Below are 25,430 nucleotides of genomic sequence, written 5' to 3'. Positions count from 1 at the left end.
TCACAGCCAGCCGTTGCGCCGGAAGCCGCGGTGGACGACCGCGCAGATCAGCACGGTGGCGGCGAGTACCACGTAGTAGCCGTAGCGGGTGCGCAGTTCCGGCATGTGCTCGAAGTTCATGCCGTACACACCGGTGATCATCGTCGGAACGGCGAGGATGGCCGCCCAGGCGGTGATCTTGCGCATGTCCTCGTTCTGCGCGACGGTCGCCTGCGCCAGGTTCGCCTGCAGGATCGAGTTGAGCAGATCGTCGAAGGCGGTCACCTGCTCATGTACGCGCGCCAAGTGGTCGGCCACATCACGGAAGTACTCCCGGGCGTCCGGGGCGATCGACGGCATCGGCCGCTCGCACAGCAGCCGCAGGGGGCGCAGCAGCGGGGTGACGGCGCGCTTGAACTCCAGTACCTCGCGCTTGAGCTGGTAGATCCGCCCGGCCGGGTCGCCGCCGCCGCGGTTCGCGGGTCGGGTGCCGGGGTCGGAGAAGACGTCGATCTCCATGTCGTCGATGTCCTGCCGTAGGGATTCGGCGACCAGGAGGTAGTCGTCCACCACCTGGTCGGCGATCGCGTGCAGCACCGTCCCCGGACCTTTGGCCAGCAACTCGGGCTCGGACTCCAGCCGCTGGCGCAGCGAACCCAGGGCGCCGTGGCCCCCGTGCCGGACGGTGATCACGAAGTCCTGGCCGGTGAAGGCCATCACCTCACCGGTCCGCACGATGTCGCTGGTCGCGGTGAGCTCGGCGTGCTCGACGTAGTCGATGGTCTTGAAGACGGTGAACAGCGTCTCGTCGTAGCGCTCCAGCTTCGGCCGCTGGTGGGCGTGCACCGCGTCCTCGACGGCCAGCGGGTGCAGCCCGAACTCGCCCGCGATTCCGGCGAGTTCCCGCTCGCCGGGCTCGTGCAGCCCGATCCATACGAACCCCTCGCCGGTCTCGCGCACCAGGTCCAGCGCCTCGCGCGGGGTGACCTGCCCGGTGCGGCGGCGGCCCGCTCGGTACACCGCGCAGTCGACCACCGGGCTGGCCGCGCCGGGTGCGCTCAGCGGTGCGCGGTCGGCGCTCTCGCGGGTGCTGGGACGTACCGCCGAACGCAGGTCGCGGATCATCGGCATCTGGGGCTCCTTCACGGGCGGACCGCCCGAGGCTGTTCCGATCGGCTACCGGATCGCAGCCCTTCCGGAACAGCGGGACCGCCGCCCCGCGGACGGCGGGGGAGCGGTACGCGGCCGGGGAGCGGCCGTCAGATGAGTGCGTGCGCGGACGTGTTGACGCGCGGGTACGCCGGGCGCTGTGCGGAAGGGCTGCTGGTACTGCACGGTCGACCGGGATCCATCGCAGCCCCACCTCCTCCGGCCGGTCCCCATGGGGGCACCGCTGTCCAGCGATCGCGCCGCCGTCAGGTTTCCCGGCGACAAGCGCCCAAACACTACCAAGCGGCCCTTCCGGCCGGTGTCCGCCAGGGCCTGGGGCCGGTGCGCCCGCACCGCGATCTATGCTCGCGGTATGTCTGATGTGCTGGAGTTGACGGAGGCACGACTGCGTACGGCGTTCGGCGAGCCGGACGCCCGGGCGGCGGTGACCTTCCTCGGCACCGAGCGCATCGAGGTGCTGCGGTTCTCCGACGCGGAGACGGGCGTGGTGCGTTACGCGACCCTCGGGATGTCCCGGCAGCCGATGAGCGACCCCACATCCGTCACCTCAGACCCGGTACGCGGCCCGCGCGCCGAGCTGATCCTGACGGTGCGGACGGGATACGCAGACACCGACAAGCTGCTCCGCCCGCTTGCGACACTGGCCGCCTCCCCGCAGGTCGAGGGCATCGTGGTGGCACCGGGCGCGTCCCTGGACGTCGGTGACCCCCTCTGGCCGGGCGCGCCGTTCTCCGCCGTGCTGGTCGCCGAGCCCGGCGGCCTGGTCGAAGACCTGCCGCTGGATCCGCCCATGGATCCGGTGCGTTTCTTCCCGTTGCTTCCGATGACCCCGAACGAGGCCGCGTGGAAGCGCGTGCACGGCGCGGCCGCTCTGCACGACCGCTGGCTGTCCGCCGGTACGGATCTACGCGACCCGGTGCGCGGGACCGTCCAGTTGGGGGATTAGCGCCCGGGTACCCGGCCCGGATTCCCGGCGACCCGCTGCGGACGGGTGATCGTCCTTGACGCGAGGCCGAAGGGAAGAGGACCGTGGGGCGCTATGAGGGGCGAACCCAGTTGCCCAAAGTGCGGGCGCCGGGTGCGGGCGCCCGGCCTCTTCGCGGATTCCTGGCAGTGTGACGTTCACGGCAGTGTGCACCCGCTGCAACCTGTCGTACCGCCGAGCGTCGAGGCGCTCAGTGTGGTGGTGCGCCGTGCGCGGGTGCCGGTGTGGATGCCGTGGCCGCTGCCCGTCGGCTGGCTGTTCACCGGGGTCGCCTGCGCCGGGGACGACCGCAGCGGCGGCCGGGCCACCGCCGTCGCGTGCTCAGGGCCCGGGCCGCTCGGGGGCCCGGGAGAACTGCTGCTCGTGGCGGAGGAACTGGGGGTCGGGCTCGGCGCCCGCTACGCGGGCATTCCCGGGCCCGATCCGGGGCCGGGGATGCCGGTGGACCAGCCGCCGCACGCCAAGGTGCTGGCCGCGGGCCGCCCGACGCCGCTGTGGCATGTCGCCAACTCGCCCGCCGACCGCGCGGTCTTCGCGGGCGAGGCGTTCGGCCTGTGGCTGTGGGCGATCGTCTGGCCCGAACAGTCGGGGCTGCTGATGTACGACGAGCTGATACTGACCGATCTACGCGAGGCGGGAGCGGAGATCGATCTGCTGCCCTGCGGAGCGCTGTCGCCGCGGCTGCTGGACTGAGTCTGTCCCACTGCTTGGACTCCTGGGATTCAAGGGTTGCCATGGCCGTTATCCTTGGCTTTTCAAGGTGACCTAGGCCGACTGAAGTCCGCGGCGGCCGTGTCCGTGATCGAGGCAGTAAGGAGTCAGCGCCGTGCGCATCGACCTGCACACCCACTCCACCGCCTCAGACGGTACGGACACCCCCACTGAGCTGGTACGCAACGCCGTAGCGACCGGTCTTGACGTCGTCGCGCTGACCGATCACGACACGGTCGGCGGACACGACGAGGCGACGGCCGCGGTACGCGCGCTGGACACGCCCTTCACCCTGGTCACCGGCGCCGAGTTGTCCTGCCGGATCGGTGGCGTCAGCATGCACATGCTGGCCTACCTGTTCGACCGCGCTGAGCCCGAGTTGGCCCGCGAGCGTGAACTGGTCCGTGACGACCGGGTACCGCGCGCCCAGGGCATGGTCGCCAAGCTGCGCGAACTCGGCGTGCCGGTGACCTGGGAGCGGGTCGCCGAGATCGCCGGTGACGGCGCCGTGGGGCGGCCGCATGTGGCGACCGCGATGGTCGAACTCGGCGTCGTACCCACCGTCAGCGACGCCTTCACCGACGAGTGGCTGGCGAACGGCGGACGGGCGTACGTCGAGAAGCACGAGTTCGACCCGTTCGACGCCATCCGGCTGGTCAAGGGCGCGGGCGGAGTCGCGGTGTTCGCGCACCCCGGCGCCGCGAAGCGGGGGCAGACCGTGCCCGAGAGCGTCATAGCCGAACTCGCCGCGGCCGGTCTCGACGGCCTTGAAGTCGACCACATGGACCACGACGAACCCACCCGCGCCCGGCTCCGCTCGCTCGCCGACGAGCTGGATCTGCTGATCACCGGGTCGAGCGACTACCACGGCAGCCGCAAGAGCTGTCGCCTGGGCGAGTACACCACGGACCCCGAGGTCTACCGGGAGATCTTCCGCCGGGCGACCGGCGCCGTTCCCATCAGCGCCATCTAGCGCCGCTTACCTGACCTCGGCTCCTCTCTTCCCCGTACCCGAAGCGTCCCGTCGCGTCCTGCCGCGCCGCCGCACAACCTCCGATCGCGGAAAGCACCACTCAACATGTTCGACGTCACCCTCTTCGGGTCAGTATTTGTCACGCTATTCGTGATCATGGACCCACCCGGAATCACTCCGATCTTCATCGCCCTCACCGGCGGGCGCGCCGTCAAGGTCCAGCGCCGGATGGCACTGCAGGCCGTGCTGGTGGCCTTCGGTGTGATCGCGGTCTTCGCCGTCTGCGGTCAGCAGATCCTCAACTATCTGCATGTCTCGGTGCCCGCGCTGCGGATCTCCGGCGGACTGCTGCTGCTGCTGATCGCCTTGGACCTGCTGACCGGCAAGGCGGACGAGCCGACCCAGACCAAGGACGTGAACGTCGCGCTGGTGCCGCTCGGCATGCCGCTGCTGGCCGGCCCCGGCGCCATCGTCACGGTGATCCTCGCCGTGCAGCACGCCAAGGGCGCGGGCCAGCAGCTGTCGGTGTGGGCGGCGATCATCGCCATGCACCTGGTGCTCTGGCTGACGATGCGCTACTCGCTGGCGATCATCCGGCTGATCAAGGACGGCGGTGTGGTGCTGGTGACCCGGCTGTCCGGCATGCTGCTGTCCGCGATCGCGGTGCAGCAGGTAGCCAACGGTGTGATGGGCTTCGTACACGGCGGAAGCTGACCCGCCGGCAGATACGCGAGAGCGCCCCGTACCGCGATGTACGGGGCGCTCGTCGTTCGTCCTATTCCGCGGGGCGGATGTAGAGGCGCTGGCCGGTAGCGGCGGCCTGTTGCACAATCGTCTTGACGGAGGCGGCGTCCACCACGGTGCTGTCCACGGCGGTGCCGTTCGCATCGTCGAGTCGCATGATCTCGAAGCGCATGGGCTTCTCCCTTTCGTCCGTCCCGCGTCGACCACGGGGTTCTGACAAGCGGACACTCCCTCATTGAAGGTCGCGGCTGCTTCGACGCGATGTCGTGCCCGTTACATCTGGGTACAACGAATGTACTGGGGAAAACATTCCCTACGCTAACGAAATTTTTTCCCGGCCTAACGACAGCACGGGCGACAGCGGATTATGCCTGGTCAGCGCCGCTCTACCGGTTGCTACGGGCGCTCGACGGAGCCCCAGAAGTCATCGAGCACGGCCGCGGTCGCCGCGGGCTGCTCGGCGTTGGGGGAGTGTTCGGCGCCCGCGATCACCTCGCGGCGGGCACCGAGCCGTTCCGCCATCGCGTCCAGCCACGCGGTGGGCCAGGCGTAGTCGACCTCACCGGAGACCACCAGCTTCGGCAGCTCCACCGCCGCCAGCTCCGCCACCCGGTCCGGCTCAGACAGCATCTGGCGGCCGGTCACGAGCAGCAGTTCCGGAACGTTCGCCAGCCAGCGCCGGTGCAGGAACTCATCGAGACCCGGCTGCACGGTGCGCGGTGCGGTGGCGGCCGGGCCCGCGGTCGGGTCGGTGGCAGTGGCTCCGGCCGGGCCCGCCTCCTGGACGTCGAGCTCCTGCATGGCCCGCCAGATGCCCTCCATGTCCATCACCGCGAGCGCGTCGAGCAGCATCTTCGTCCGCTCCTGCTGGCCGGTGTCGATCGCGGCCGGTCCGGAGCTCATCAGCGTCAGCGATGCCCATGGCCCGGCCCCGCCGAGCACGGCCGCCCGGCTCACCAGCCCGCCGAACGAATGCCCCACCAGATGCACCCGGCCCGTGCCCAGCGCCTCGGCCTGCGCGACCACATCGGCCGCCAACTCCCGCAGTGCGTAGGCGCTTTCGTCGCCCGGCCCGCCGGTCTCGTGCTGGCCACGGCCGTCCACCGCGACAACTCGCCAGCCCGCATCGGCCAGTGGCTCAAGCAGCCCGTTGAAGTCCTCCTTGCTGCCGGTGAACCCCGGCACCAGCAAGGCCGTGCCACGCCGCGCGTCCCCCGCGTCCAACACGGCGAACGACCCACGGGCGGTCGGAAGACGGTACGCGCGCACGGATTGCGGCAGTTCGAGCATGGGCGGTCGACTCATGCGGCGAGACTACGTGGGGCAGACGGCGTGCGGAAAAACACTGAGTGAGCCAACGGCCACGCCGGTGCCGAACGAGCCGAAAGACGTGTGCCGGCTCCCTTGCGGGAACCGGCACACGTCATGAGTGAACGTCACACCTCAGCGGCCGCCTCGGTGGCCTCGGTCGCCTTGCGGGTACGACGCCGGGGCGCCGGTGCGGCGTCCTCCGCGGCAGCCTCCACCACGACGGCCGCGGCCTTGCGGGTACGGCGCCGGGGCGCGGCCTCCTCGCCGTCGACCGCCTTGGCCGCGGTCGCCTTGCGGGCGCGCCGGGCCGCCGGTGCGGCTTCCTCGGCGACGGCTTCGGCTGCGTCCGTCACCTTGACTGCCGCGGTCTTGCGGGTGCGGCGGCGGGGTGCCGGTGCGGCTTCCTCGGTGACGGTTTCGGTCGCGTCCGTCACCTCGGGGGCGGCTGCGGCCTTGCGGGTGCGGCGGCGGGGTGCCGGTGCGGCCTCCTCGGTGACCGTCTCGACGGTGGTCGCTTCGGGGGCTGCGGTGGCCTTGCGGGTGCGGCGGCGGGGTGCCGGTGCCGCTTCCTCGGTGACGGTTTCGACGGTGGTCGCTTCGGGGGCGGCTGCGGCCTTGCGGGTGCGGCGGCGGGGTGCCGGTGCGGCCTCCTCGACGGGCGTCTGCGCCGCGACGCTCGCCGCTTCGGCCGGCTCGGCGTCGGACAGCGTCGACTCCACCGTCGGCGCGGCCGTCGCGACGGCCGCGCCGACGCGGGTGCGGCGACGACGGCGCGGGGCCGGGCGCGACTCCTCGGCCGCCGGAGTGGCGGCCTCGGTGGTGGCCACCGCCGCCTCCGCCGGCTGGCCGCCGCGGGTACGGCGGCGCTGGCGGGGGGTGCGCTCGCGCTTCGGGCGGTCGGTGTCGGCGTTGGGCTTACGGCCGCGGGTGCGACCGCCGGTCTCGCCGAGGTCCTCGAGCTCCTCGGCGGCCAGTCCGGCCCGGGTGCGCGAGGAGCGCGGCAGCACGCCGGTGGTTCCGGCCGGGATGCCCAGCGCCTCGTACAGGTGCGGGGAGGTGGAGTACGTCTCCTCCGGCTCGTTGAACGGCAGGTCAAGCGCCTTGTTGATCAGCTGCCAGCGCGGGATGTCATCCCAGTCGACCAGGGTGATCGCGGTACCGGACGCGCCCGCGCGGCCGGTGCGGCCGACCCGGTGCAGGTACGTTTTCTCATCCTCGGGCGTCTGGTAGTTGATGACATGCGTCACGCCGTCGACGTCGATACCGCGCGCCGCGACGTCCGTACACACCAGCACGTCGACCTTGCCGTTGCGGAACGCGCGCAGCGCCTGCTCGCGCGCGCCCTGCCCGAGGTCGCCGTGCACGGCGCCGGAGGCGAAGCCGCGGCGGGACAACTGCTCGGCGATGTCAGCGGCGGTGCGCTTGGTGCGGCAGAAGATCATCGCCAGCCCGCGACCTTCGGCCTGCAGCACGCGGGCCACCAGCTCGGGCTTGTCGAGCGAGTGCGCACGGAAGACGTGCTGGGTGATGTTGGCCACGGTCGCGCCCTCGTCGTCCGGCGCGGTGGCGCGGATGTGCGTGGGCTGCGACATGTAGCGGCGGGCGAGCGAGATGACCTGACCGGGCATGGTGGCCGAGAACAGCATGGTCTGCCGCTTCTTCGGCAGCATGTCCATGATCTTCTCGACATCGGGCAGGAAGCCCAGGTCGAGCATCTCGTCGGCCTCGTCGAGCACCAGCGCCCGGACCGACGCGAGGTCGAGCTTGCGCTGGCCCGCGAGGTCCAGCAGTCGGCCAGGGGTGCCGACGACCACGTCGACACCGTTCCTGAGCGCCTCGACCTGCGGCTCGTAGGCCCGGCCGCCGTAGATCGCCAGCACCCGGACGTTGCGGACCTTGCCCGCGGTCAGCAGGTCGTTGGTGACCTGCGTGCACAACTCGCGGGTGGGGACGACGACCAGCGCCTGCGGGCTGTCGGACAGCGCCTCGGGCTTCGCCCGGCCGGCCTCGACATCGACGGGCACGGTGACGCGCTCAAGCAGCGGCAGGCCGAAGCCGAGCGTCTTGCCGGTACCGGTCTTGGCCTGGCCGATGACGTCGTTGCCGGCCAGCGCGACCGGGAGCGTCATCTCTTGGATGGGGAACGGAGTGGTGATGCCGACGGCTTCGAGCGCCTCGGCGGTTTCGGGGAGAATCCCCAGATCACGGAAAGTCGTGGTGGACAGGATGCTTGCCTCTTCTATGAGCGCGGCACTGTGCGGTGAGGGGGGTCGAGCATCCGTCCATCGGATGCTGACCGCGCCGGAGCTGTCGTACGGCCTCAGGGCCGAAGGACTGGCCCTAGATGGCCGGGAGCGCGGGACCGCGGCCCTCACACGTGCCGCGAGCGGGCCCCTCCCACCGGGAGGTGGGCAGGACGGTCGGTTCGGAGCCGATCGGGCCACCGACCGGGCATCCGCATTCATGCGAAAGCCTGCCGTATCCGCGAAGACTCGGCGGGCCACTACCACTGTACCCCGGGAAACGCCCAGCCGCCGAGGACGGATTTGGCTCGGATTCGGGAAAACGTTCGCCGCGACCGGTCCTGCCGCGCCCAGCACCGCCGCCCAGCCCATGCCGCACGGCCCCGGCCGACCGGCGCGACTGGCGGATCCGACCGGCGCGGTCCGGCCGGAACGCGCCTGACAGGGGGTTTCTCGTTCCCGCAGGCGGACTATTGTGCCCATCATGGAGACGCCTGACGAGAGCACCACAACCGCCCAGACCCCCGCCACCGGGATCGCCGCCCAGGACTGGGCCACCGCCGCCGCCGACCCGCAGTACCGGGCCGCGGTCGTCGACCTGCTGGGCGCCCTGGCCTACGGCGAGCTGGCCGCGTTCGAACGGCTTGCGGAGGACGCCAAACTCGCGCCGACCCTCGCGGACAAGGCGGAGCTGGCGAAAATGGCGTCGGCCGAGTTCGGCCATTTCGAACGGCTGCGCAACCGCCTCGCGGAGATTGGCGAGGACCCGACGGGCGCGATGGAGCCGTTCGCCGCCGCGCTGGACGGCTTCCACCGGCAGACCGCCCCCTCGGACTGGCTGGAGGGCCTGGTCAAGGCGTATGTGGGCGACTCGATCGCCAGTGACTTCTACCGTGAGGTCGCCGCCCGGCTCGATTCCGACACCCGCGGCCTGGTTCTGGGTGTGCTGGACGACACCGGGCACGCCAGTTTCGCGGTGGAGAAGGTACGGGCCGCCATCGAGGCCGAACCGCGGGTGGGCGGCCGACTGGCGCTGTGGGCGCGGCGGCTGATGGGCGAGGCCCTGTCGCAGGCGCAGCGGGTGGTCGCCGAGCGCGACGCGCTGTCGACGATGCTGGTGGGCGGTGTGGCGGACGGCTTCGACCTCGCGGAGGTGGGCCGGATGTTCACCCGGATCACGGAGGCGCACACCAAGCGCATGGCGGCGCTCGGCCTGGCCGCCTAGCGGCACGCTGGGCGGGATCTTCGTCGGGGTCGCGTGGCGGCCGGAACCGCCGTCACGCCGCCCGCGGAATGGCTGATCGGCGTTGCCGGGGGTCGCGGACCAGTAGCGACAGCAGGGCGACGGCTACACCGAGGGCGGCCAGCAGGGTCACCGCGGCGTTGTCGGGCCCGACCACGAAGCGCGTGATCAGACAGCCGAGCAGGGCAGCCACCAGGCCGGTCACCAGGGTGAGGGCGCGGGACGGGAAGCGCAGCGGGAACAGCCGGAGCGCCGCCCAGCCCGCGCCCAGCCCGACGATCGCGCTGCCCAGTGCTTCCCAGACCATGCGTCCTCCCGCGGCCCTTACGTCCGGCACAACGTCGTAACCAGTCGTAAATCAGACGCTTCCGGTACTACCCACGGGGACGGGGTGCCCAAACGAACGGCGGCCGACCCGGTCACATCGCCGGGTCGGCCGCCGTCAGACCGCGAGACGCGCTGTTACAGTGCGCCGAATCCCACCTTGTGCTTCGAGGGCTCGCCGATCTCCACGTATGCCAGCCGCTCGGCCGGTACGAGGACCTTCCGGCCGTGCTCGTCGGACAGCACCAGCAGCTTCTCGGTGCCGCCCAGGGCCGCGGCTACGGCCTTCTCGATCTCCTCGGGAGACTGCGCGCTCTCGATGTTGATCTCGCGCGGCGCGTTCTGCACGCCGATCTTGACCTCCACGGCTTTTTCCCTCCGATGGTCTGGCGGTGTGCGCGACAACCGCGCCGTACGCGGCCAACATTACTGCCCGGAACGGGGTGTCAGTGCTGGCCCTCGGCCCCGTGCAGCGGGAAGCCCGCGATGCCGCGCCAGGCCAGCGAGGTCAGCAGCTGCACCGCCTGGTCGCGCGGGATGGGGCTGCCGCTGGACAGCCAGTAGCGGGCGACGACCTGCGAGACGCCGCCGAGGCCCACCGCCAGCAGCATCGACTGCTCCTCAGCGAGACCGGTGTCCTCGGCGATCACCTCGCTGATCGCCTCGGCGCAGTCCAGCGCCACCTTGTCCACGCGCTCCCGTACGGCCGGCTCGTTGGTCAGGTCGGACTCGAAGACCAGCCGGAAGGCGCCGCCCTCGTCCTCGACGTAGGCGAAGTAGGCGTGCATGGTCGCCTCGACGCGCTTCTTGTTGTCCGTGGTCGAGGCGAGTGCGGCCCGTACGGCCTGCACCAGGGCCTCGCAGTGCTGGTCGAGCAGGGCCAGGTAGAGCTCCAGCTTGCCCGGGAAGTGCTGGTAGAGCACGGGCTTGCTGACCCCGGCGCGCTCGGCGATGTCGTCCATCGCCGCCGCGTGGTAGCCCTGCGCGACGAAGACCTCCTGGGCCGCGCCCAGCAACTGGTTGCGTCGGGCGCGGCGCGGCAGACGCGTCCCTCGCGGGCGCGCCTCGGTCTGCTCGATGGCTGTCACGCCGCCTCCCAATGCTTGCACTGACGTCCTTGCGAAGTGTGTGGTGGCATGTGCGGCAATACCGTGCATGCGCTGGACATCGTACTTTTCGGTAACGGGACTGTGCCTGGCGCGGACGCAGAATCTCATCCCCTGGTACGTACCCGGAGCCCGCAGCGCAGCCGCTTTGGGCTGTCTTGTCAGCGGTAGTCGTCTTCGTCCAGCGGAACGGACCGATGCTGTTCGGCGGCGTCGGCTTCGTTCGCCTCGTCGGGGACCGGCTCGGCCGCGGCCTCGTCGTTCTCCAGAACGTCGAGCTGCTGCTCGGCGGCATCTGCCTCGTTGGCCTCCAGATCGGCAGCGAGCTGTTCTTCCGACATGACACCTCCTCGGCCTGACGACCTCGTGGCTAGGAGCCTAGCTACGAGCCTAGGAGAGGGTGCCCACGGGCGCAGCATGGCATGCGAGCCAAAGACGGCGGGCGGCCGTGTGAGGGCTGCCACACGGAGCGCGACGTGATCGGCTCGTAATATTGCTCCATGTCCTCGACCGAGTCGCCCGATACCGCAGCGGCCGATGCCGCGGTGGCCGAAACGGCCCAGACGGTCCCCCCGGGGGGAGTGTCGGCCGATGGCGGCGAGACGCTGCGGACGGTTTCGCTGTCCGGAATGTCGCTGACCGTACGGACCCGGGCGCCGCGCGCCGCCGGACTGGCGCCCACGCTGTTCGTGCACGGGCTCGGCGGCTCCTCGCAGAACTGGTCCGCGCTGATGGACCTGCTCGCGGACACGGTGGACGGTGAGGCGGTCGATCTGCCCGGCTTCGGCTTCTCGCCACCGCCGGACAACGGGGACTACTCGATCAACGGGCACGCGCGAGCCGTCGTCGGACTGCTGGAGTCGGAAAGACGCGGGCCGGTCCATCTGGTCGGCAACTCGATGGGCGGCACGATCGCCACGCGGATCGCGGCACTCCGCCCCGACCTGGTGCGCACCCTCACCCTGGTCTCACCGGCACTGCCCGAACTCCCCCCGCAGCGCACCGCCTGGCCCACCGCCCTGGCCTCCGTCCCCGGAATCCCGCAGCTGTATGTGCGGGCGACCCGCGACTGGTCGAAGGAGCGGCGCACCCGTGAGCTGATCTCGCTCTGCTACGGCGACCCCTCCATGATCAGCGAGCAGGAGTTCCAGGAGGACGCGCGGGAGTACGAGCGGCGGATCGCGCTGCCGTACTTCTGGGACGCGATGGTGCGCTCCACCCGCGGGCTCGTGAACGCCTACACCCTCGGCGGGCAGCACTCGCTGTGGCGGCAGGCGGAGCGGGTGCTGGTGCCCACGCTGCTGGTGTACGGCGGACGGGACAAGCTGGTGTCGTTCCGGACGGCGCAGCGGGCCACGAGGGCGTTCCGTGACTCGCGGCTGCTGTCCATCCCGGACGGCGGCCATGTGTCGATGATGGAGCACCCGCAGCTGGTGGCCAGGGCCTTCCGCGATCTGCTCGCGGAGGACCACCGGGCGGACGCCGCCACCTCGCACAGGCCCTGAACAGGAGCTGATCGCCCTCGTGGGACGCCATAGCGCGACCGGCCGTACCGATGTGCGCGCCGCCGACCCCAGCACCGCCGCGGCGCCGGGAACCGGCCGCCGCCGCAGGCCCGCGACGCAGCCCTTCGCGCCGCAAGTCCCGGGGCCCCGGCGGGAGTTCACCCCAGGTGACGTGCCATCACCTGACGCGGCGCCGGTTCGGCGGGTCGCGTCCGATCCGCCGTCGCCGCCCCGCAGGCGGATCCGCAAGGGCCGTACCGTCACCGGAGTCGCCGCGGCTGCCGTCGTCACCGCGCTGGCCGTGGTGGTCGCCGGGCAGTTCACCGGCGGCGGCCGCACGGACGGCGCGACCGACGCCGCCAAGGGGAACGCCGGTCGGGTCGACGGTGGTGAGGCGTCCCGTTCTGACCACCGGGCCACCCCCGCACCGGCCGGCTACGAACAGGCGATGGCCCAGCGCTATCCGCTGGACGCCGAACTCGCGCTGCGCGGCGGCTTCGACGCCGTTCCGGGGCACGACCCGGCGCCGGGTCGTGGGCAGGTGCTGCGTTACCGGGTGGATGTGGAGAAGGGGCTGCCGCTGGACGGGCGGCTTTTCGCCGACGCGGTACAGAAGACCCTCAACGACGACCGGAGTTGGGGACACGGCGGTACTCGGACTTTCGAGCGCGTCTCCTCCGGGACACCGGATTTCGTGATCACACTGGCGAGTCCGGTCACCACCGGGAAGTGGTGTGCGAAGTCGGGTCTGGACACATTGGACGAGAACGTCTCCTGTGACTCCGCGGCCACCGATCGGGTAATGATCAACGCCTATCGCTGGGCGCAGGGTTCGGACACCTACGGCCCCGACAAGATGCACATGTACCGGCAGATGCTGATCAACCACGAGGTGGGGCACCGGCTGGGCCACGATCACGAGCAGTGTGCGAAGCAGGGCGCGCTGGCTCCGGTGATGATGCAGCAGACGAAGTCCCTGACCACGGACGGCCGCACCTGCCGACCGAATCCATGGCCGTTCCCCACCTCGGACTGAGGTTTCCATCAGTCTTGCTTTGACATTCCCAAAGAAATCCTTCAATCTTCTGGTCATGCCCAGAAGCCATGTCACCGAGCGCGCCGCGATCAAGCTGGCGCTCATCGGCGTGGCCGAGCACTGCGTGTCCGACGTTCACTGTCGTTGACCCCGCCGGTTCCCACCCCGCAGCGGCCCGCTGCCCTCGGTGGGGACGCCTCCTCCGCGGGCGCAGTGCCTGTTCTGCCCTGACCTCGCCGCCGCCCGCTTTCCGTACGCATGAAACTCCGGCAGCGAAAGGCCATTTCCCATGTCCAGAAGTCCCCGCATTTCCCGCCGCGTCGCCGCGGCGGCCGTCACCGTGGCCCTGGCCGGAGGGGCCGCGGCATGCGGCCCGAAGAGCGGGGACGCCGGAGCCGGCGCCACACCGCACTCCGGCGGCACGCTGACCATCCTCAACCAGGACCCGCAGGACAAGTTCGACCCGGCGCGTGAGTACACCTCCGGCGGCGGAAACGTTCCTTCGCTGGTCTTCCGCACCCTCACCACCCGCGCCCGGATCAACGGCGCGGCCGGCACCAAGGTCGTCCCCGACCTCGCCACCGACACCGGCACCCCGTCGAAGGACGCCACGGTGTGGACGTACCACCTCAAGGACGGACTGAAGTACGAGGACGGCTCGGCGATCACCAGCGCCGACATCAAGTACGGGATCGAGCGGTCCTTCGCCCCTGAGCTCTCCGGCGGCCCGCCCTACTTCCGCGACTGGCTGGCCGGTGCGCAGAACTACCAGGGTCCGTACAAGGCCGCAGCTGATGCCAAGACGGGCAAGGGCCTGGACTCCATCGAGACGCCGGACGACAAGACGATCGTCTTCCACCTCAACAAGCCCGAGGGCGACTTCCCCTACCTCGCCACCGCGACCCAGTTCGCGCCGGTGCCCAAGGCCAAGGACACCGGGGTGAAGTACGCCGAGCACCCGATCTCCTCCGGCCCGTACGAGGTCGTCAGGAACGAGAACGACGGCACCCACCTCGTCCTCAAGCGCAATCCGTACTGGTCGACCAAGACCGACGACCAGCGCAAGGCGTACCCGGACACCGTCGACGTGCAGTCCGGGCTCGACCCCGCGGTGATCAACCAGCGGCTGTCCACCGGTTCCGGCGCGGACGCCGCCGCCGTCACCACCGACACCAACCTCGGCCCCTCCGAGCTCGCCCAGGTCGGCAACGACAAGCAGCTCGCCGCCCGGGTCGGCACCGGCCACTTCGGCTACACCGACTACCTGGCGTTCAACACCAAGGTGAAGCCGTTCGACAACCCCAAGGTGCGCGAGGCCATCGCCTACGCGCTCAACCGCACCTCGGTGGTCAACGCCGCGGGTGGCTCCTCGCTCGCCGAGGCGGCCACCACCTTCCTGCCCAACCAGTCGGCCTTCGGCTACACGCCGTACGACCCGTTCCCGGCGGGCCGGACCGGTGACCCGGCCAAGGCCAGGGAACTGCTGAAGGAGGCGGGCTACCCCGACGGGCTGACCATCACCCTGACGCACTCCAGCTCCAACGCCGACCAGTACGGCCCGGACATCGCCACCGCCGTCCAGGACGGCCTGAAGGCGGCCGGGATCACCGTCAAGCTCAACGCGGTCCAGGACAGCGGCTACAAGCAGACCATCCACTCGATCAAGACCGAGCCGGGCTTCTTCCTGGCCGGTTGGGGCGCCGACTGGCCGTCCGGCGGACCGTTCCTCGCCCCGATCTTCGATGGTCGGCAGATCGTCTCCGACGGCTCGAACTTCAACAGCGCGCAGTTCAACGACAGCTCGGTGAACGACGAGATCGACGCGATCAACAAGCTGACCGACCACGCGGCCGCCGCCAAGCGCTGGGGCGCGCTGGACCAGAAGATCGGCCAGCAGGCGCTGACCATCCCGCTGTTCCACCCGGTCTACAAGCGGCTGTACGGCAAGGACATCCGCAACGTCGTGATCAGCGACTGGACCGGTGTGCTCGACGTCTCGCAGGTCGCGGTCAAGTGAGCTCTCCGACCGGACTGTTGGCCGGGGTGGCGCAGGTGTGGCGGCGGCTGCGCTCCCAGCGCGCCGCCCTCACGGCCGCGATCGTGCTCGCCGCCCTGGTGGTGATCGCCCTGGCCGCACCGCTGCTGACCGCCATCGAGGGCCAGGACCCGACCACCTACCACGACACGCTGGTCAACTCGGCGTCCGGCGGCGTGCCCATCGGCTCGTTCGGCGGGGTCAGCGCCGATCACTGGCTCGGGGTGGAACCGGGCACCGGCCGCGATGTGTTCGCCCGGCTGGTCTACGGGGCGCAGATCTCGCTGCTGGTCGCGGTGGGATCGACGGTCGTGCAGGTGCTGATCGGCGTCGCCGTCGGACTCGCCGCGGGGCTGGGCAACCGCTTCCTGGACCACCTGCTCAGCAGCACCACCGATGTGATGCTCGCGCTGCCCACGCTGGTCTTCTCCATCGCGCTGATGGCCGTGGTGCCCTCCGGCTTCCCCCGGCCCGTACTGCTGATGCTGGTCATCGGACTGCTGGGATGGGGCGGCACCGCCCGGGTGGTGCGCGCGCAGACCCTGACGCTCAGGGAACTCGACTACGTGGCCGCCGCGCGGCTCGGCGGGTCCTCGCGCTGGCGGATCGCCCGCCGCGAACTGCTCCCGTCCATCGCCGCGCCGGTGATCACCTACGCGGCCCTGCTGCTGCCGTCGAACGTGGTGAGCGAGGCGGGGCTGTCCTTCCTCGGCGTCGGCGTCAAACCGCCGACCTCCTCCTGGGGGCAGATGCTCTCCACCGCGACCACCTGGTTCCGTGCCGACCCGACCTATGTGCTGCTGCCCGCGCTGATGCTGTTCGCCACCACGCTGGCGTTCACCGTCGTCGGCGACGCGGTCCGCACCGCACTGGACCCACGGGCGGCATCCCGGGTCAGGGTCGGCACCAAGGGGGCGGCATGACCGGATATCTGATCCGCCGGATCATCGGCATGGTCACCGTGCTGTTCGCGCTGACCGTGATCATCTACGCGGTCTTCTACATCGCACCCGGCGACCCGGCCCAGCTGGCCTGCGGCTTGAAGTGCAGCCCGGTCCAGGTGCGGCAACTGCGCGGCCAGTTGGGGATCAACGAGCCGGTGTACCTGCAGTACGCGCACTTCCTCAAGGGCGTGTTCGCCGGGCGCGACTTCAGCTCGGGCGCGGGGGTACTGCACTGCGACGCGCCCTGCCTGGGGATCTCGTACCGGACCAACGAGCAGGTCACCAGCATGATCCTCAACCGGCTGCCGGTGACCGCGTCGCTGGCGCTCGGTGCCATGGTGATCTGGCTGCTGCTCGGTGTGGGCAGCGGACTGCTGTCGGTACTGCGTCGCGGACGGTTCACCGAACGCGTGCTGACCTCGCTGACGCTGGCCGGGACGGCCATCCCGGTGTTCATCATCGGGCTGCTGCTGCTCCTGCTGTTCTGCGCCTACCTGCAGTGGCTGCCGTTCCCCAGCTATGTGGCACTCAGCGAGGATCCGCAGCAGTGGTTCTGGGGACTGCTGCTGCCGTGGGTGTCGCTGGCGCTGATCGAATCCGCCAAGTACGCGCGGCTGACCCGGTCCTCGATGCTGGAGACGCTCGCCGAGGACCACATCAGGACCTTCCGGGCCTACGGCGTCAGCGAGCGGCGGCTGGTGACCCGGCACGCGCTGCGCGGTGCGCTCAGCCCGGTGATCGCGCTGTCCGCCCTGGACCTGGGCACGATGTTCGGCAGCGCCGTGCTGACCGAGTCGCTGTTCGGGCTGCCGGGCCTCGGAAAGCTGATGGTGTACTCGGTGAACGTCCTCGACCTGCCGGTCGTCGTCGGACTGGTCATGGTCACCGGCTTCTGTGTGGTAGTCGCCAACGCCATCGCGGACGTGCTCTACGCGGTGGCCGACCGACGGGTGGTCCTGACGTGAGCGAGCATCTGGTGGAGGTCCGCGGGCTCACGGTCGAGTTCCCGGTGGCGGACTCCTACGTCCGGGCCGTCGACGGTCTGGACTTCACCCTGGAGGCCGGGAAGGCGCTCGGCATCGTCGGCGAGTCCGGTTCCGGCAAGAGCACCGTCGCGTTCGGGCTGCTCGGGCTGCACCGGGGGACCGGTGCCCGGCTGACCGGGTCGGTGCGGGTGGCGGACGTGGACGTGGTCGGCGCCGACGACGGCGAACTGCGCCGGGTGCGCGGCGAGTTGGCGGCCATGGTCTTCCAGGACCCGCTCTCCGCGCTCGACCCGTACCATCCGGTCGGCGACCAGATCGCCGAGGTCTACCGGGTGCACCGGAAGGTCACCCGGCGGGCGGCGCGGGCCCGCGCCGTCGAGGTGCTCGACCGGGTCGGCATCCCGGACGCGGCGCGCCGGGCCCGGTCACGGCCGCACGAGTTCAGCGGCGGCATGCGGCAGCGCGTGCTGATCGCGATGGCGCTGGCCTGTGAGCCGCGGCTGCTGATCGCCGACGAGCCGACGACCGCGCTGGACGTCACCGTGCAGGCGCAGATCCTCGATCTGCTGCATGACCTGCGTGCTGAGACCGGCGCCGGGCTGCTGCTGGTCACCCACGATCTGGGGGTGGTCGCGGGCAGCGTCGACCACGTCCTGGTGATGAAGGACGGCCGGGCCGTGGAACGCGGCACGGTCGCCGAGGTGCTGGGCACACCGCGCGAGCCGTACACCCGCGCACTGCTGGCGGCGGTGCCGAGGGTGGACGCGCCGGTCCACCCGGTCGACAAGCGGGGGCCGGTGGCCGCGGTGGCGGCGGGCACTGGTGGCGCGGCCGCCACGTCTGACGGCGGGGACGCCGCTGAGGCACCGGCGGCGCCGGTGTCCGGTGGGGCTTCGGCGGCCGTCGGTCCGGTCGGCGCGGACGGTGACGTACTGCTCGAAGCGGACGGCCTGCGCAGGGAGTTCGGGCGCCGCGGGGCAACGGTCACAGCCGTCGACGGGGTGTCGCTCACCGTGCGTGAGGGCGAGACGCTGGGCGTGGTCGGCGAGTCGGGGTCCGGCAAGACAACGCTCGGCCGGATGCTGGTGCGGCTGCTGGATCCCACCGGTGGCCAACTCCGGTACCGGGGACAGGACATCGGGGCGCTCGGCGAGAAGGCGCTGCGCCCGCTGCGGCATGAGTTGCAGATGGTCTTCCAGGACCCGGTCTCCTCGCTCAATCCGCGCCGCAGCATCGGGGAGTCCATCGCCGATCCGCTGCGTGCGGCGGGCGAACGGGACGAGCGGCGGATCCGGGCACGCGTCGGTGAGCTGCTGGAACGCGTGGGGCTCGATCCCGACTGGTACCACCGCTATCCGCACGAGTTCTCCGGCGGCCAGCGGCAGCGGGTCGGCATCGCCCGGGCCCTCGCTCCGGAACCGAAGCTCATCGTGTGCGATGAGCCGGTCTCCGCGCTCGATGTGACGACGCAGGCGCAGGTCGTGGAACTGCTCGGCGAGTTGCAGCGTGATCTTGGACTCTCGCTGGTCTTCATCGCACACGACCTGGCCGTCGTACGGCAGGTGAGCGACCGGGTCGCGGTGATGCGGGCCGGTCAGGTGGTGGAGCACGGCAGAGTCGACGAGGTGTACGACTCCCCGCAACATTCCTACACCAAGGGCCTGTTGGCCGCGGTCCCGGTACTGGACCCGACGGAGTCAGCGGCCCGCCGAGCCGCCCGTGCCGGCGCTCGGTGAATCCGCCAGGGGTTGCGTCCGGTTCCCTCCGGGGGATCCGTCAGGGGGTTGCGGCCGGTCCGGCACCGCCGGGCCACCGCGCCGGGGACCGGCGGTGCAAACCGGCCGCAACCCCACCAAGATCGAACCGGACGCGCTAGCGCCCAGAACGCCGCCGTGCCGGGAAAGTTACGACCGTTCACCCCTTTTGGTGGCGCGGCGGACAACCGTCCGTCGCGCCACCGGCATGTCGGCATAGCGTCACCCACGTCGTCTTGTCCCAGGTCACGAAGGGGTGCGCGGATGCGCATAGCGTTGCTGACGGAGGGTGCCAAGCGGCGCCCCAAGGGCGACCCTCTGGCATGGTGCGACCGGCTGGTCCGCGGGCTCACGGACCAGGAGTTCGAGGTGTACGCGCTCTGCCGCGACCCGCAGGACACCGCGGAACGATGGGCCGGACGCTACCCGGGCGTACGGGCGGTGTACACCCGTCCGCTGTGGGGACCGGCGCCGGGCGAGCACACCCCGCTGCGCGGCCGTCCGCTCCGCCGACGCTTCCTGGGCTGCTACCGGGAGCTCGTCGCGACCCTCACCGCCCGCCCGGACACCCCTGAAACACCGGCCGCACCCGGCTCCGCCGATCTGGCGGACCGTTTCGCCAACAGCCTGTACGGCCTCGCCGAACTGGCCCGCGAGCACGGCGGCCTGCCGGGCGCGCTCCGCTCGGAACCGGCCGTACAAGCGCTGGAAGCGGCCTGCCGGGCACCTGGCGCCGCCCCGCTCCTCGGCGGCGCCACCGTCCACGACCTGCTGACCGCGAGCGAGTCGCTGGAGCGCGCCCTGCGTCCGCTGTCCGCGCCCTGGTACGGCGAGACCACACTGGGCGGCGTCGACCTCTGCCACGCCACCTCCGGGGGGCCGGCCACCCTGCCGGGTCTGCTCGCCGCCCACTTCTGCGGTACGCCACTGCTGGTCACCGAATACGGTGTCCGGCTCCGGGAGCACTACCTCGACGGCCCGGATGGCCAACTCCCGGTGCGGGTAAGGGTTCTGCTGGCGGCGCTGCACCGGCGGCTCGCCACCGAGAGCTACCGCGCGGCCGCCCTGCTCACTCCCGGCAACGGCCACATCCGCCGTTGGCAGGAGCGTTGCGGCGCACCCCGTACGAAGATCAGGACCGTCCACCCCGGCATCGACGCCGGGCAGCTCGCCGCCGTCGGCGAGGCCGCCGAGTCCGGGGCACCGGACGCCGACGACCCGACCCTGGTGTGGGTGGGCCGGGTCGAGCCCGCGAAGGACCTGGTGGCGCTGCTGCACGCGTTCGCCCGTATCCATACCGCGGTGCCGAGGGCCAGACTGCGGATCATCTCGGGCGGAGGCCGGGCCGACTACCTGGCGCAGTGCCGGGTGCTGGCCGCCCAGCTGTTCCCGGACGAGGCCGCCGACAGCCGCACCCCCGGGGAGAGCCCGGTCACCTTCGAGGAGATCGGCTCGCCGTATGTGCCGACCCTCGCCGACGCCTACGCGGCCGGCGGCCTGGTGGTGCTCTCCAGCGTCGTCGAGGGATTCCCGGCCACCCTGGTCGAGGCGATGTTCTGCGCACGGGCCACCGTCTCCACCGATGTGGGCGCGGTGCGCGAGGTCATCGGCGGCACCGGACTGGTCGTGCCGCCGCGCAATCCGACCGCCCTCGCGGAAGCGTGCACCGAGTTGCTGCACGACCCGCACCGCCGCGCGCGCCTCGGCGCAGCGGCACGCGCCCGGGCACTGGAACTGTTCACCGCGGAGCAGAACGTGGCCGCGTTCCGGGAGATCTACCTCGACCTCGTCGCACACCGCCGACCGGCCGCCACCCGGACCGCGTCCGCCCCCTTCGCGCTGCCCGCCGAAGCGCACCTGCCCGGTAGTTGGAGACCCGCGCCCGGCGCCCACCACGGCGCCTCGCGGGCCCCCGCCTGGGCCCGCGAGGCACCACGCCAACCGGCCGTCGTGGGCGCCCCCGCCGGTCTGCCGCTGGGAGAGAACGCATGACCGAGCCCTGCGCGGTGCCGGATCCGGCCGAGCCGTCGGCACGCCGCCGCGGACCGGCCGATCCCGTGCTGGTCCTGATACGCCGCCACTACGAGCTGTGCGCCACCGCCGTCGACCCGTTGGAGATCGCCGCCGGGCTGGAGGCACACGGCGTCACCGACCGCACCGCCGCTTCCTACCGGCACCGGGATGTCTTCTCGCTCGCCGAGGAGCTCTACGCACGCGTGCCGCACGAATCCCCCGCCGAGGTACAGAGTGGCGAGTCCGGCGCAGTTAAGGTGACGGCACGTCAGGTTGGCGTGCATCTGCTGCCCGGGGTCATCTGCGCGATGGCGATCGCCGCGGCGCACACCCTCGATGCCCACCCGGCCCGCGCAGCCGTCATCGGCGGTGGCGCGGTGCTGCTCGTCATCGCGGCGGCCCGTGCCGCCTTACGCCGCGGACCGCTGCGTGCCGCCACCACCCGTGGCACCGCCTGGTGGATCTGCTGGCTGCTCGCCTTCGCGCTCTACGGGCCGCGGTTGCTCATGGCACAGGGCGGGCCCGGAGGGCTCCTCGATCCCGCTGCCGCCGCCGGGTTCCTGGCGCGCGCCCTCGCGCTGCTGCCCGCCGCCTGGTGCGCGCGGCGGTTCGCGCTGCGGGCCAGGGCGGTGCTGGCCGACAGCCATGGGCTGACCGAGTTCGCCGCCGGGGTGCGGCCGTTGCTCCTCGCCACGCTCGGCCTGTTCACCGTGGCGCTGTCCACGCTGCTCGCCGTCGCCTACCCGGTACTGGCCCCGGGCGCGCGCCCCGATCTGGTGGCGCTGGGCGGCTCGGTGATGCTCGGGGTGCTGCTGTTCACCGCCCAACTCCTCGCCGTACACGGCTTTCCCGCCGCGGCCGCGGCGGGCACCGGCGGCGCCTGCGCCGTCGAGGCCGTCGCCCTCGCCGCGGAACTGCTCCGGCACGTACCGGCGCTGCGGCCCCTGGGCGCGCCGTCGCACGCCCTGATCGCGGCCGGGGGGCCGGGATCCGTCCAGGCCGTCGCGTGTACCGCCGCCGCGCTCGCCCTGACCGGGTACGCGATGTCCGTCCTCGGCCGCGCCTGCGCCCACGGCAGCGACCGCGCCACCGCCATCGCCGTCCCCCCTGCCCTCGCCGACCGGGCAGTGGTCCGGTGATCCATCTCGCAGATCCATGCAAGCCCCCTGAGGAGAAAGAGAAATGACGTTGCATCAGCGGCCTGCCGGCGCGAGTGGTCCCGGTGGCCGAACGGTCGGCGGCCAGGCACCCGCGGACACCCGGGCCGTCGCCCCGGCGGCGGGCGGCCCCATGACACTGTCCGTCGGCGTACGGCCGAGCCGGGGCGGCGCCCGATGAGAGTGCTGCTGCTCGGGGCCGACGGGTTCCTCGGCCGCCATGTGGCCGAGCGTCTGCTCGCCGACCCCGCCGTCCAACTCACCGCGCTCGGCCGCCGTGACGACTCCGACGTCCGCTTCGACCTGTCCAGCGGCAGTCCCGGCGCGCTCGCCCGCTTCTTCGACGCCGTCCACCCGGGCACCGTCGTCAACTGCGCGGGCGCCACCCGTGGCGGGGCCCGCGATCTGACCCGGCACAACACCGTCGCCGTCGCCACGGTCTGCGAGGCGCTGCGCCGCAGCAGTTGCGGCGCCCGCCTGGTCCACCTCGGCTGCGCCTCCGAGTACGGCCCCTCGCCCACCGGTTCCTCGACCGGCGAGGACGCGGTGCCGCGCCCCGGCGGCCCGTACGGGGTGAGCAAGCTGGCCGCCACCGAACTCGTCCTCGGCTCCGGACTCGACGCCATCGTGCTGCGGGTCTTCTCGCCGGTCGGCCCCGGCACCCCGCCCGCCTCCCCGCTGGGGCGGCTGGCCGAGGCGCTGCGCCGCGCGATGCAGAACGGCGACGGGGACCTGAAGCTCGGCGGTCTCGGCATGCAGCGCGACTTCGTCGACGTACGGGATGTCGCACGTGCCGTGCATGCCGCTTCGCTGTCCGCCGCCCAGGGGGTGGTCAACATCGGCACCGGACGGGCGGTCCGGCTGCGGGACGCCGTCGCCCATCTCGCGCGCGCCGCGGGCTTCGGCGGCGCACTGCACGAGCTGGACGAGTCGGCGGCGCTGCCGACCGCGGGCTCCGCCCCGTACCCCGACGGCTGCGGCGCCTGGCAGCAGGCCGATGTGCGCACCGCGCGCGACCGGCTGGGCTGGCGGCCGCGGATCGGCCTCGATGAGTCCCTGGCGGACATCTGGATGGAGGCGGCATGCCGCATCTGACGTCCGGCACCGCGCTGGCGGGCTTCGGCGTCCCCGTCCACGCCGGTCCGGCCGCCGTCGAGTGGGTCGAGCTCGCCCGGTCCGACGCCCCGCTGCACTGGGTCGTCGCCGACACCGCAGGCGGCCCGGCGCGGCGCCGCGACCCGCGGTTCGCGGGGGCCGTCGACCGGTTGCGCACCGCCGGAGTACGGGTGCTCGGGCGGCTGAACACCGCGTACGGCGGCCGAACCTTCGCGCAACTCGTCGGCGAGGCCCATCACTTCATGGACTGGTACGGCATCACCGGCTTCTACCTGGACCAGGCGCCGACCGACCGCGACTGGCTGCCGGAGTGCCGCCGGGTGATCGCGACCCTGCATGCGATGGCGGACGGCGCGGACAGCCATCTGGTGCTGGGCCATGGCATCCACCCCCATCCCGGGTATGCCGAGGCCGCCGATCAGCTGGTGACGTATCTCGGTCCGTGGACGCGGTACCGCTGGTCGCAGGCGCCCGAGTGGACGGCGGACCACCCGCCTGAGCGGTTCTGTCATCTGGTGCACAGCGTGCCGCGACCGCATCTTGAGACGGCGATGCGGATCGCCCGCTGGCAGGGCGCGGCGACGGTGCACTTCACCGACCAGGACGGCGGGGGCGGTACGGATCCCTGGCGTGAGCTGCCCAGCTACTGGGACGAGGCGGTGGAAATGTTGCACGACCAACCGCCGCCGAGCCGGTGACCCGCAGCGGCATTTCGCCCTTGTATCCGCCCCTGCCCGGCATATGAGCGCGAAGTGTCTCGCACATCGGAACGGGTGTCTCGGAATGCCGACGGACGTGGCAGTGTTACGAGGAAGGCGCTGTCCCCGCTCACGCGGGGGTGGGCCCTACCGTATCGTCAAACCGACCAACGGAGTCCCCGTGTCGCTGCCACCCCTGGTTGAGCCGGCTGCCGAGCTCACCGTCGACGAGGTCCGCAGGTACTCCCGTCACCTGATCATCCCCGATGTGGGGATGGACGGGCAGAAGCGGCTGAAGAACGCGAAGGTGCTGTGTGTCGGCGCCGGCGGCCTTGGCTCCCCGGCGCTGATGTACCTCGCCGCCGCGGGCGTGGGCACGCTCGGCATCGTTGAGTTCGACGAGGTCGATGAGTCGAACCTGCAGCGCCAGATCATCCACAGCCAGTCCGACATCGGCCGCTCCAAGGCCGAGTCGGCGCGGGACTCGGTGCTGGGTATCAACCCGTATGTGAACGTCGTTCTCCACCAGGAGCGCCTTGAGGCGGAGAACGTGAAGGAGATCTTCGCCCAGTACGACCTGATCGTCGACGGTACGGACAACTTCGCGACCCGCTACCTGGTCAACGACGCCTGCGTGCTGCTGAACAAGCCGTACGTGTGGGGCTCCATCTACCGCTTCGACGGCCAGGCGTCGGTCTTCTGGAGCGAGTACGGGCCCTGCTACCGCTGCCTGTACCCCGAGCCGCCGCCGCCCGGCATGGTCCCGAGCTGCGCCGAGGGCGGGGTTCTCGGTGTGCTGTGCGCGTCGATCGGCTCGATCCAGGTCACCGAGGCGATCAAGGTGCTCACCGGTGTCGGTGATCCGCTGGTCGGCCGGTTGATGATCTACGACGCCCTGGAGATGCAGTACCGCCAGGTCAAGGTACGCAAGGACCCCGAGTGCGCGGTCTGCGGCAAGAACCCGACGGTCACCGAGCTGATCGACTACGAGGCCTTCTGCGGCGTCGTCTCCGAGGAGGCCCAGGAGGCAGCCGCCGGGTCGACGATCACTCCTCGCCAGCTCAAGGAGTGGATCGACGCGGGCGAGAAGATCGACATCATCGATGTCCGCGAGCCGAACGAGTACGAGATCGTCTCGATCCCCGGTGCCCGGCTGATCCCGAAGAACGAGTTCCTGATGGGCAACGCCCTCCAGGACCTCCCGCAGGACAAGCGCATCGTCCTGCACTGCAAGACGGGTGTCCGCTCCGCGGAGGTTCTGGCCGTCCTGAAGAACGCGGGCTTCGCGGACGCCGTCCACGTGGGCGGCGGGGTCATCGGGTGGGTCCACCAGGTGGAGCCCGAAAAGCCGGTGTACTGACGTACGGTCCGTTGGCACGCTGACAAGCCCGGGGGTC

The 25,430-nt window shown here is 71.3% G+C and carries 24 protein-coding genes and 1 pseudogene; 17 read left to right on the top strand and 8 right to left on the bottom strand.

Annotated elements, in window-relative coordinates:
- On the bottom strand, positions 1-1,110 hold the full coding sequence (locus tag P2L57_RS02625; protein WP_275807433.1) for a magnesium and cobalt transport protein CorA: 1,110 nt from the start codon (positions 1,108-1,110) through the stop codon (positions 1-3).
- Positions 1,111-1,501: 391 nt separating this feature from the next.
- Between P2L57_RS02625 and P2L57_RS02620 the strand changes: the two genes are divergently transcribed.
- The 4 genes from P2L57_RS02620 to P2L57_RS02605 all read left to right on the top strand — a co-directional run bounded on the left by P2L57_RS02620 (position 1,502) and on the right by P2L57_RS02605 (position 4,532).
- Positions 1,502-2,095, top strand: coding sequence for a suppressor of fused domain protein (locus P2L57_RS02620; RefSeq protein WP_275807431.1), 594 nt, complete (start codon positions 1,502-1,504; stop codon positions 2,093-2,095).
- Between the two features lie 93 nt (positions 2,096-2,188).
- Positions 2,189-2,827: a DUF6758 family protein gene (locus P2L57_RS02615; RefSeq protein WP_275807429.1), complete on the top strand. Its 639-nt coding sequence runs from the start codon at positions 2,189-2,191 to the stop codon at positions 2,825-2,827.
- A 133-nt stretch (positions 2,828-2,960) separates the two neighbouring features.
- Positions 2,961-3,818: a PHP domain-containing protein gene (locus tag P2L57_RS02610; protein ID WP_275807427.1), complete on the top strand. Its 858-nt coding sequence runs from the start codon at positions 2,961-2,963 to the stop codon at positions 3,816-3,818.
- A 105-nt stretch (positions 3,819-3,923) separates the two neighbouring features.
- Complete coding sequence (locus P2L57_RS02605; protein WP_275807425.1) at positions 3,924-4,532, top strand: MarC family protein; 609 nt, start codon at positions 3,924-3,926, stop codon at positions 4,530-4,532.
- Between the two features lie 61 nt (positions 4,533-4,593).
- On the opposite strand, the gene P2L57_RS02600 is transcribed toward P2L57_RS02605, so the two are convergent.
- The 3 genes and pseudogenes from P2L57_RS02600 to P2L57_RS02590 form a co-directional block, all read right to left on the bottom strand.
- Positions 4,594-4,734: a DUF8834 family protein gene (locus tag P2L57_RS02600; RefSeq protein ID WP_275807423.1), complete on the bottom strand. Its 141-nt coding sequence runs from the start codon at positions 4,732-4,734 to the stop codon at positions 4,594-4,596.
- A gap of 224 nt (positions 4,735-4,958) precedes the next feature.
- Positions 4,959-5,867, bottom strand: coding sequence for an alpha/beta fold hydrolase (locus P2L57_RS02595; RefSeq protein ID WP_275807421.1), 909 nt, complete (start codon positions 5,865-5,867; stop codon positions 4,959-4,961).
- 131 nt (positions 5,868-5,998) lie between these two features.
- A pseudogene (locus tag P2L57_RS02590) lies at positions 5,999-8,159 on the bottom strand (DEAD/DEAH box helicase).
- 441 nt (positions 8,160-8,600) lie between these two features.
- On the opposite strand from P2L57_RS02590, the gene P2L57_RS02585 reads away from it, so the two are divergent.
- Entirely contained in the window at positions 8,601-9,341 is a 741-nt protein-coding gene (locus P2L57_RS02585) for a ferritin-like fold-containing protein (RefSeq protein WP_275807419.1), read from the top strand.
- 52 nt (positions 9,342-9,393) lie between these two features.
- Here the strand turns inward: P2L57_RS02585 and P2L57_RS02580 are convergent, their stop codons facing one another.
- The 4 genes from P2L57_RS02580 to P2L57_RS02565 form a co-directional block, all read right to left on the bottom strand.
- A complete protein-coding gene (locus P2L57_RS02580) occupies positions 9,394-9,666 on the bottom strand; it encodes a hypothetical protein (protein ID WP_275807416.1) in 273 nt (90 codons plus the stop codon).
- Positions 9,667-9,821: 155 nt separating this feature from the next.
- On the bottom strand, positions 9,822-10,049 hold the full coding sequence (locus P2L57_RS02575; protein ID WP_275807414.1) for a DUF3107 domain-containing protein: 228 nt from the start codon (positions 10,047-10,049) through the stop codon (positions 9,822-9,824).
- Positions 10,050-10,129: 80 nt separating this feature from the next.
- Positions 10,130-10,771 carry a TetR/AcrR family transcriptional regulator gene (locus P2L57_RS02570; protein ID WP_275807413.1) on the bottom strand — a complete coding sequence of 214 codons (642 nt, stop codon included), beginning with the start codon at positions 10,769-10,771 and terminating at the stop codon, positions 10,130-10,132.
- A gap of 179 nt (positions 10,772-10,950) precedes the next feature.
- On the bottom strand, positions 10,951-11,130 hold the full coding sequence (locus P2L57_RS02565; protein ID WP_275807411.1) for an Rv3202a family protein: 180 nt from the start codon (positions 11,128-11,130) through the stop codon (positions 10,951-10,953).
- 159 nt (positions 11,131-11,289) lie between these two features.
- Here P2L57_RS02565 and P2L57_RS02560 point away from each other — a divergent pair, with 159 nt between their 5' ends.
- From P2L57_RS02560 to moeZ, 12 genes are all read left to right on the top strand, one after another.
- Positions 11,290-12,294, top strand: coding sequence for an alpha/beta hydrolase (locus P2L57_RS02560; RefSeq protein ID WP_275807409.1), 1,005 nt, complete (start codon positions 11,290-11,292; stop codon positions 12,292-12,294).
- A gap of 19 nt (positions 12,295-12,313) precedes the next feature.
- Positions 12,314-13,330 carry a DUF3152 domain-containing protein gene (locus P2L57_RS02555; RefSeq protein ID WP_275807407.1) on the top strand — a complete coding sequence of 339 codons (1,017 nt, stop codon included), beginning with the start codon at positions 12,314-12,316 and terminating at the stop codon, positions 13,328-13,330.
- A 55-nt stretch (positions 13,331-13,385) separates the two neighbouring features.
- Complete coding sequence (locus P2L57_RS40525; RefSeq protein WP_344184974.1) at positions 13,386-13,478, top strand: Ms4533A family Cys-rich leader peptide; 93 nt, start codon at positions 13,386-13,388, stop codon at positions 13,476-13,478.
- A 141-nt stretch (positions 13,479-13,619) separates the two neighbouring features.
- Positions 13,620-15,347 (top strand): ABC transporter substrate-binding protein, encoded by a 1,728-nt coding sequence (locus P2L57_RS02550; protein ID WP_275807405.1) that lies wholly within the window; start codon positions 13,620-13,622, stop codon positions 15,345-15,347.
- Complete coding sequence (locus tag P2L57_RS02545) at positions 15,344-16,288, top strand: ABC transporter permease (protein ID WP_275807402.1); 945 nt, start codon at positions 15,344-15,346, stop codon at positions 16,286-16,288. The genes P2L57_RS02550 and P2L57_RS02545 overlap by 4 nt, the downstream gene beginning before the upstream one ends.
- A complete protein-coding gene (locus tag P2L57_RS02540) occupies positions 16,285-17,274 on the top strand; it encodes an ABC transporter permease (protein ID WP_275807399.1) in 990 nt (329 codons plus the stop codon). The genes P2L57_RS02545 and P2L57_RS02540 overlap by 4 nt, the downstream gene beginning before the upstream one ends.
- Positions 17,271-19,031, top strand: coding sequence for an ABC transporter ATP-binding protein (locus P2L57_RS02535; RefSeq protein WP_275807396.1), 1,761 nt, complete (start codon positions 17,271-17,273; stop codon positions 19,029-19,031). Before P2L57_RS02540 ends, P2L57_RS02535 begins: the two co-directional genes overlap by 4 nt.
- 282 nt (positions 19,032-19,313) lie before the next feature.
- On the top strand, positions 19,314-21,041 hold the full coding sequence (locus P2L57_RS02525; protein WP_275807393.1) for a glycosyltransferase: 1,728 nt from the start codon (positions 19,314-19,316) through the stop codon (positions 21,039-21,041).
- Positions 21,038-22,201, top strand: coding sequence for a hypothetical protein (locus P2L57_RS02520; protein WP_275807391.1), 1,164 nt, complete (start codon positions 21,038-21,040; stop codon positions 22,199-22,201). The genes P2L57_RS02525 and P2L57_RS02520 overlap by 4 nt, the downstream gene beginning before the upstream one ends.
- Positions 22,202-22,396: 195 nt before the next feature.
- A complete protein-coding gene (locus P2L57_RS02515) occupies positions 22,397-23,314 on the top strand; it encodes an NAD-dependent epimerase/dehydratase family protein (protein ID WP_275807388.1) in 918 nt (305 codons plus the stop codon).
- A complete protein-coding gene (locus tag P2L57_RS02510) occupies positions 23,302-24,033 on the top strand; it encodes a spherulation-specific family 4 protein (RefSeq protein ID WP_275807385.1) in 732 nt (243 codons plus the stop codon). Before P2L57_RS02515 ends, P2L57_RS02510 begins: the two co-directional genes overlap by 13 nt.
- 181 nt (positions 24,034-24,214) lie before the next feature.
- Positions 24,215-25,393: an adenylyltransferase/sulfurtransferase MoeZ gene (gene moeZ / locus P2L57_RS02505; RefSeq protein WP_275807382.1), complete on the top strand. Its 1,179-nt coding sequence runs from the start codon at positions 24,215-24,217 to the stop codon at positions 25,391-25,393.
- Positions 25,394-25,430 lie beyond the last annotated feature (37 nt).

The sequence above is a fragment of the Streptantibioticus ferralitis genome, assembly GCF_029223525.1.
In the GTDB taxonomy this organism is placed as follows: domain Bacteria; phylum Actinomycetota; class Actinomycetes; order Streptomycetales; family Streptomycetaceae; genus Streptantibioticus_A; species Streptantibioticus_A ferralitis.
Note: the sequence above shows the minus strand (reverse complement) of the source record. Positions and strands in the feature narration are given on the sequence as shown.